The 6,902-nt window shown below is 65.8% G+C and carries 6 protein-coding genes and 2 pseudogenes; 7 read left to right on the top strand and 1 reads right to left on the bottom strand.

Annotated elements, in window-relative coordinates; genetic code table 11:
• On the top strand, nucleotides 1-436 hold a 436-nt coding region (locus tag ACLV74_RS24970; protein WP_411882117.1), incomplete at its 5' end, for a plasmid partitioning protein RepB C-terminal domain-containing protein.
• A gap of 147 nt (nucleotides 437-583) precedes the next feature.
• Here the strand turns inward: ACLV74_RS24970 and ACLV74_RS24975 are convergent.
• Nucleotides 584-1,498: pseudogene (locus ACLV74_RS24975) on the bottom strand (YifB family Mg chelatase-like AAA ATPase); the annotation flags it as partial.
• 310 nt (nucleotides 1,499-1,808) lie between these two features.
• On the opposite strand from ACLV74_RS24975, the gene glnK reads away from it, so the two are divergent.
• The 6 genes and pseudogenes from glnK to glcF all read left to right on the top strand — a co-directional run.
• Nucleotides 1,809-2,147, top strand: coding sequence for a P-II family nitrogen regulator (glnK, locus tag ACLV74_RS24980; protein WP_007873831.1), 339 nt, complete (start codon nucleotides 1,809-1,811; stop codon nucleotides 2,145-2,147).
• 29 nt (nucleotides 2,148-2,176) lie between these two features.
• On the top strand, nucleotides 2,177-3,718 hold the full coding sequence (amt, locus tag ACLV74_RS24985) for an ammonium transporter (RefSeq protein ID WP_411882118.1): 1,542 nt from the start codon (nucleotides 2,177-2,179) through the stop codon (nucleotides 3,716-3,718).
• Between the two features lie 156 nt (nucleotides 3,719-3,874).
• A complete protein-coding gene (locus ACLV74_RS24990) occupies nucleotides 3,875-4,789 on the top strand; it encodes an SMP-30/gluconolactonase/LRE family protein (RefSeq protein ID WP_411882119.1) in 915 nt (304 codons plus the stop codon).
• A gap of 78 nt (nucleotides 4,790-4,867) precedes the next feature.
• A complete protein-coding gene (glcE, locus tag ACLV74_RS24995) occupies nucleotides 4,868-5,962 on the top strand; it encodes a glycolate oxidase subunit GlcE (RefSeq protein WP_411882120.1) in 1,095 nt (364 codons plus the stop codon).
• An 8-nt stretch (nucleotides 5,963-5,970) separates the two neighbouring features.
• Nucleotides 5,971-6,753, top strand: coding sequence for a YoaK family protein (locus ACLV74_RS25000; protein WP_411882121.1), 783 nt, complete (start codon nucleotides 5,971-5,973; stop codon nucleotides 6,751-6,753).
• 4 nt (nucleotides 6,754-6,757) lie between these two features.
• Nucleotides 6,758-6,902 (top strand): annotated as a pseudogene (gene glcF / locus ACLV74_RS25005) (glycolate oxidase subunit GlcF); the annotation flags it as partial.

Below are 6,902 nucleotides of genomic sequence, written 5' to 3' on the forward strand. Positions count from 1 at the left end.
GCTATCGGTTCAAAAACAGCTCTGCAAAGACTCAGCCCAAAAAGGAGAAAACCAAGAACTTATCCACATCGTGAGCACCTTCTGCTCACAAAGAGTGTGGGTCAATATTCGATGGAAAACTCGGGTCAGACTTCAGCGGAATTCAACACTGATGGCCACAGCCCCCGATTTGTTGATAAAGAAAAAGCCACGTCAACTAAAAAGCATTTCACAAGAGCAGATAGATCGGATGGAGCGGGAGATGACCAATCTGCAAGGGCAGTACAAGACGGCCGAACAGACTTACGGTGACGACATGCTAAATCTCGTCCTTGCGCGAGGCTATCTGGTCAAGTTACTTGAGAATGCTCGGGTTGGCCGATTCCTAATACAACACCAACCGGAAGTGATGGAGCAGTTTAATAATCTTGTCCAGACGACATCTTTAGAGCTATAGCTGGACCTCGAAGCGGGGGGCGTGCCACCACTTCTGACAGTTGATCAACCGCATCGAGGTCAAACTTTGGAGATTGAAGGGCCACAACTCTGGTGACTTCCTTTGTGTCGTATTGATTCATAACGAAATGAATTCGGTCTAATTGTGGTGATGCCCACCGGGCCGGGGCGGCGAGCCGCCGCCGACCAGGGCGACGGCGCTGGCGGTGTGGTGCGGCGCGCAGGTCGGGCGAAGCGCCCATCTATCTAGAGAGAAGCGACCGCCCAGGGAAGCCACGGCCGCGCTTTCCAGCGCTTCCTCCGTCGTCATGGCCGGCAGCAGGCCGGCAAAACGCTGGGCCAGCATGGACTTGCCGGAGCCGGGCGCACCCATCATGAGCACGCTGTGGCCGCCGGCGGCGGCGATTTCGAGGGCGCGGCGGGCGGCGGCCTGGCCTTTGACGTCGGCCAGGTCGGGGTAGGCCGGCTGCGCGGGCTGGGCCGCCGGCTTCACATGCGTCCAGCCGTCCAGCGCCTCCACGGGGGCGTCGCCCGGCAAAAACTGCCTGACCACGTCCAGCAAATGCCGCGCGCGGAAGATTTCCGCGCCGGGAACCAGGGCCGCTTCCTGGGCGCTGGCCTCGGGCAGCACCAGTTTGGGCAGTTTTTTGGCCGCGTCGCGTGCCGGTCGCGCCAGCGCCAGGCTCATGGCCAGGGCGCCGCGCACCGGCCGCAGGTCGCCGCCCAGGGACAGCTCGCCGGCAAATTCATAACCTTCCAGCTTGCGGGCGTCGACCTGGCCGCTGGCGGCCAGGATGCCCAGGGCGATGGGTAAATCGAAGCGGCCGGAATCCTTGGGCAGGTCGGCCGGCGCGAGGTTGACGGTGATCCGCTTGTTGGCCGGAAAGTCCAGGCCGGTGTTCTGGATGGCGGATCGCACGCGTTCGCGGGCTTCCTTGACCTCGGTTTCGGCCAGGCCGACCAGCGTGAAGCTGGGCAGGCCGTTGGCCAGGTGGACCTCGACGCAGACGGGCCGCGCCTCCAGCCCCAGCAAGGCGCGGCTGTGCACTAAAGACAAACTCATGACGTAACTCCCTGGATGGCGCTCCAAAGTTGTGCGCGAATGCGCCCCAATCTGGTGCTTTTCGTGTTTTTTGAATTCTATGGCCTTCAACGGTGCAGGCAGGGAGCCGGTGGACCCAGCCGATAAGGGCGCCTACTTTGGCACGGTACGTGCTAATCAGCCTTTGTGAATCTGACAGCCCGTTTTTGCAAGCGGCCGGGTCCCTGAGGCGGGGCGGCCTGGTTTGTAGGCTCGCAAAAAAACCTGTAAAGCAGCTGGAGTGGCGCACCGAGGGGCCGCTTCCTTTTTCATCCTTGGAGGAAACCTGAAAATGAAACTCGTAACGGCCATCATCAAACCGTTCAAGCTGGACGAAGTGCGCGAAGCGCTGTCCGGTATTGGCGTGCAAGGCATCACGGTGACTGAAGTCAAGGGCTTCGGGCGCCAGAAGGGCCACACCGAGCTGTACCGCGGCGCGGAATACGTCGTCGACTTCCTGCCCAAGGTCAAGATCGAGGCCGCGGTGTCCGACGACCTGGTGGACCGCGTGATCGAGGCCGTCGAGGGCGCCGCCCGCACCGGCAAGATCGGCGACGGCAAGGTCTTTGTCTACAACCTCGAGCAGGTCGTGCGCATCCGCACCGGTGAAACCGGCAAGGAAGCGCTGTAAGGCTCAACCCTAATAAAGAGAACATTGACATGAAAAAACTACTTGCTTCCCTTGTACTGGGACTGAGCCTGCTGACCGCCGGCGCCGTAATGGCGCAAGCCCCGGCAGCCGCACCCGCCGCTTCCGAAGCGGCCGCACCTGCTGCCGCCGCGCCGGCCACACCGGCTGCGCCCGTAGCCGCCGCAGCCGCACCGGCGCCCGCCGCCGCGGCTTCCGCTGCCGCCGCGCCCGCGCCGGTTCCCAACAAAGGCGACACCGCCTGGATGATGGTTTCCACGCTGCTGGTCATCATGATGACCGTGCCGGGCCTGGCGCTGTTCTACGGCGGCCTGGTCCGCAGCAAGAACATGCTGTCGGTCCTGATGCAGGTCATGGTGACCTTCTCGATGATCGTCGTGCTGTGGTTCATCTACGGCTACAGCCTGGCCTTCACCGAGGGCAACGCCTTCTTCGGCGGCTTCGACCGCTTCTTCATGAAGGGCATCTGGGACAACGTCGCGGGCACCTTCGCCAACGGCGCGACCTTCAGCAAGGGTGTCGTGATCCCCGAGATCGTGTTCGCCGCCTTCCAGGCCACCTTCGCCGGCATCACCTGCGCGCTGATCGTCGGCGCCTTCGCCGAACGCATCAAGTTCTCCGCCGTGCTGCTGTTCATGGCCATCTGGTTCACCTTCAGCTACGCGCCTATCGCCCACATGGTCTGGTTCTGGATGGGCCCTGACGCCTACACCGGCAAGGAAGTGGTCGACGCGATGAACGGCAAGGCCGGCTACATCTGGCAGATGGGCGCCCTGGACTTCGCCGGCGGCACCGTGGTTCACATCAACGCCGCCGTCGCCGGCCTGGTCGGTGCCTACTGCATCGGCAAGCGCATCGGCTACGGCAAGGAAGCCATGGCGCCTCACAGCCTGACGCTGACCATGGTCGGTTCCGCACTGCTGTGGGTGGGCTGGTTCGGTTTCAACGCCGGCTCCGCGCTGGAAGCCAACGGCTTTGCCGCCCTGGCCTTCATCAACACCCTGGGCGCCACGGCAGCCGCGGTGCTCGCATGGTGCGTCGGTGAAGCGCTGATGCGCGGCAAGGCTTCGATGCTGGGTGCAGCATCCGGCGCCGTTGCCGGCCTGGTGGCCATCACCCCCGCGGCCGGCAACGTCGGCATAGGCGGCGGCCTGGTCATCGGCCTGGTGGCCGGCTTCGCCTGCCTCTGGGGCGTGAACGGCCTGAAGAAACTGCTGGGCGCGGACGACTCGCTCGACGTGTTCGGCGTGCACGGCATCGGCGGTATCCTGGGCGCGCTGCTCACCGGCGTGTTCAACTCGCCAAGCCTGGGCGGCCCAAGCTTCGTGGGCGACTGGGTCACGGCCACGGCCGTGGCACCTGACGCCTACACCATCGCCGGCCAGGTCTGGATCCAGCTCAAGGCCGTGCTGATCACCATCGTGTGGTCCGGTGTGGTGTCCTTCATTGCCTACAAGGTGGTTGACCTGACCATCGGCCTGCGCGTCAGCGAAGAAGACGAACGCGAAGGCCTGGACATCACGTCCCACGGCGAAACGGCCTACAACCGCTGACACGGTTGGCAGGGGGCTGCCCAGGCGGCAGCCCTTATTTAGTTGATTGAGAGAGTCTCCTTTGGATGTTCAGCCCGCCGGCGCAAGCCGGTGGGCTGTTTTTTTTGGGCGGGGCGTTACAGTGGCGGCTTACCCCACTGAAATGAAAGCGCCGTCATGACCTGGCAAACACTGGTTGCACCGCCCAGCGAACTCGGCGAGTCGCCGTTCTGGCATCCCGACGAGCAGATGCTCTACTGGGTGGACATTCCCGGGCAACAGATACACCGCTGCAACGTCTTCATGGGCACGGTCGAGAGCTGGGCCATGCCCTCGGAGCCCGGCAGCATCGCGCCGGCGCGCACCGGCGGCCTGGTGATCGCGCTACGCGACGGCATTTACCGCGCGAAGGAATGGGGCGGCGAGCTGCGGCTGCTCGCCAAGGGCGGCCATGACACGGCCACCATGCGCTTTAACGACGGCAAGGCCGATCCGCTGGGCCGCTTCTGGGCCGGCACCATGTACGAGCCGCGCGACAAGGCCGCGGCCGAGCTGTTCTCGCTGGACTGCCGCGGCGGGCAGGCGCCGGTGCTGGAACGCAAGGCGGGTGACGCCACCATCGCCAACGGCCTGGCCTGGTCGCCCGATGCGGCCACGGTGTACTGGTCCGACACGCCGCGCCACATCATTCGCGCCTGGGATTGGGACGCCAACAGCAACGCCATGACGCAGCCCCGCGTGTTCGCGCAGTGGCCCGGCAAGCCCGACGGCTGGCAGCCCGGCATGCCCGGCTATGGCGGGCGGCCCGACGGCGCGGCGGTGGACAGCGAAGGCAACTACTACGCCGCGATGTTCGAAGGCGGGCGGCTTCTGAAGCTCTCGCCCGCCGGCCAGGTGCTGGCCGAGATCGCCGTGCCGGCGCGCTGCCCCACCATGCCCTGCTTCGGCGGTGACGACCTCAAGACCCTGTACCTCACGACCGCGCGCCACAACCGGCCCGCGCAGGAACTGCAGGATTACCCCGATTCGGGCTGCGTGTTTTCCTTGCAGGTCGACGTTCCCGGCCTGCCTGTGAACTTCTTCCTCGATTAAGGCGCGGCCCGGCCCCGGAAAAAACCGAACAAACCCCGTTCAAAAAAATCAACAGGGTGCCGGCCGCCGCGGCTTACCATGGGCGTCATGCTTCCAGATACCGATATGAGTGCCGCGCTGGCCGAACGCGTGCGTGCCGCCGCGGCCGCCGGCACGCCGCTGCGCCTGCGCGGCGGCGGCAGCAAGGACTTCTACGGCCAGGCCCTCACGGGCGAGGTCCTCGACATTCGGCCGCACCGCGGCGTCACCAGCTATGAGCCCAGCGAGCTGGTGGTCACCGCGCGCGCCGGCACGCCGCTGGCCGAGCTCGAAGCGCTGCTGGCCGCGCAAGGGCAGTGCCTGCCGTTTGAGCCGCCGCATTTCGGCGGCCCGGATGCCCAGGCCACCGTGGGCGGCATGGTCGCCAGCGGCCTGAACGGCCCGGCCCGCGCCAGCGCGGGCGCCGTGCGCGACTTCATGCTGGGCGTGGTGCTGCTCAACGGCAAAGGCGAGCGCCTGGTCTTCGGCGGCCAGGTCATGAAGAACGTGGCCGGCTACGACGTCTCGCGCCTGATGGCCGGCTCCATGGGCACGCTGGGCGTGCTGCTGGAAGTGTCGCTCAAGGTGCTGCCGGTCGCGCCGCAGGAAGCCACGCTGGTGTTTGAGATGGATGAAGCCGCCGCCCTGCAACAACTCAATCGCTGGGGCGCCATGCCGCTGCCTGTCAACGCCTCCTGCTGGCGGGAAGGGCGGCTGTGGGTGCGGCTGCGCGGGGCCAAAGCGGCCGTTGCCGCCGCGCAGAAGTCCATGGGCGGGGAGGTGCTGGACAGCGATGCGGCCCGCCACTGGACCGCGCTGCGCGAGCAGGCCCAGCCCTTCTTTGCCCTGCAGGGCGATGAGTCGCTGTGGCGGCTCAGCCTGCCCGATACGGCCGCGCCCCTGGACCTGGGCGACACCGTGGTGGAGTGGGGCGGCGCGCAGCGCTGGCTCAGGCGGCCCGACAGTGATGCGGCGCCGATTCGCGAGGCGGCGGCCCAGGCCCATGGCCATGCCACGCTGTTCCGCTCGGCCGGCAAATCCGTGCCGGTGTTCTCCGCGCTCAAGCCGCCGCTGGACCGCATCCACCGCGAACTCAAAAAACAGTTCGACCCGGCGGGCATCTTCAACCCCGGCCGCCTGTACGCGGACTGGTAAGGCAAGCCATGCGACGCCTTCGCCACCTGACCGGCCAGCACCGGACGCCGTATATGAACCGCCTGCTGGGCGGGCTGCTGGCCTTCAACGCCGGCGCCATCAACGCGGGCGGTTTCCTGCTGGTCAGCATGTACACCTCGCACATGACGGGCTTTGCCTCGCTGCTGGCCGACAACCTGGTGCTGGGCAACATGACGCTGGTGCTGGGCGCCATCGGCGCGCTGCTGGCCTTCACCACCGGCGCCGCCGTCACGGCAGTGCTGGTGAACTGGGCGCGCCAGCACCGCCTGCGCAGCGAATACGCGCTGCCCCTGCTGGTGGAGGCCGTGCTGATGCTGCTGTTCGGGCTGCTGGGCGCCACGCTGAACCGCCAGACCCCCTTCGCCGTGCCATTGACCGTGCTGGTGCTGGCCTTCACCATGGGTTTGCAGAACGCGCTGGTCAGCAAAATTTCTTCTTCGCAGATCCGCACCACCCACATGACCGGCGTGATCACCGACCTGGGCATAGAGCTCGGCAAGATGTTTTACTGGAACCGCACCACCAGTCCGCTGGAGTCGCGCGTGCGCGCCAACCGCATCAAGCTGCGGCTGTTCGGCACCCTGCTGGCCATGTTCATCGCCGGCGGCATGGTGGGCGCGGCCGGCTTCAAGTACATCGGTTTTATCTGGGTCGTGCCATTGGCGCTCATGCTGCTGGTCCTGTCCCTGCCGCCCCTGTACGCCGACTTCCAGCGCGCCGCCAGGCGCAAGGCACTGGCTTTGGCCCTGGCCGTGAAAAAGGCGCCGTGACCTTATGCAAACCCATCTCGCCCCCGAATTCAAGAACAGCGCCGACGGCCTCGAAGCCGAAGCGATTTTGCGCAAGTGCGTGCACTGCGGTTTCTGCACCGCCACCTGCCCGACTTACCAATTGCTGGGCGACGAGCTCGACGGCCCGC

Origin of the sequence: Polaromonas sp. YR568, from assembly GCF_943369415.1 — a bacterium.
In the GTDB taxonomy this organism is placed as follows: domain Bacteria; phylum Pseudomonadota; class Gammaproteobacteria; order Burkholderiales; family Burkholderiaceae_C; genus Polaromonas.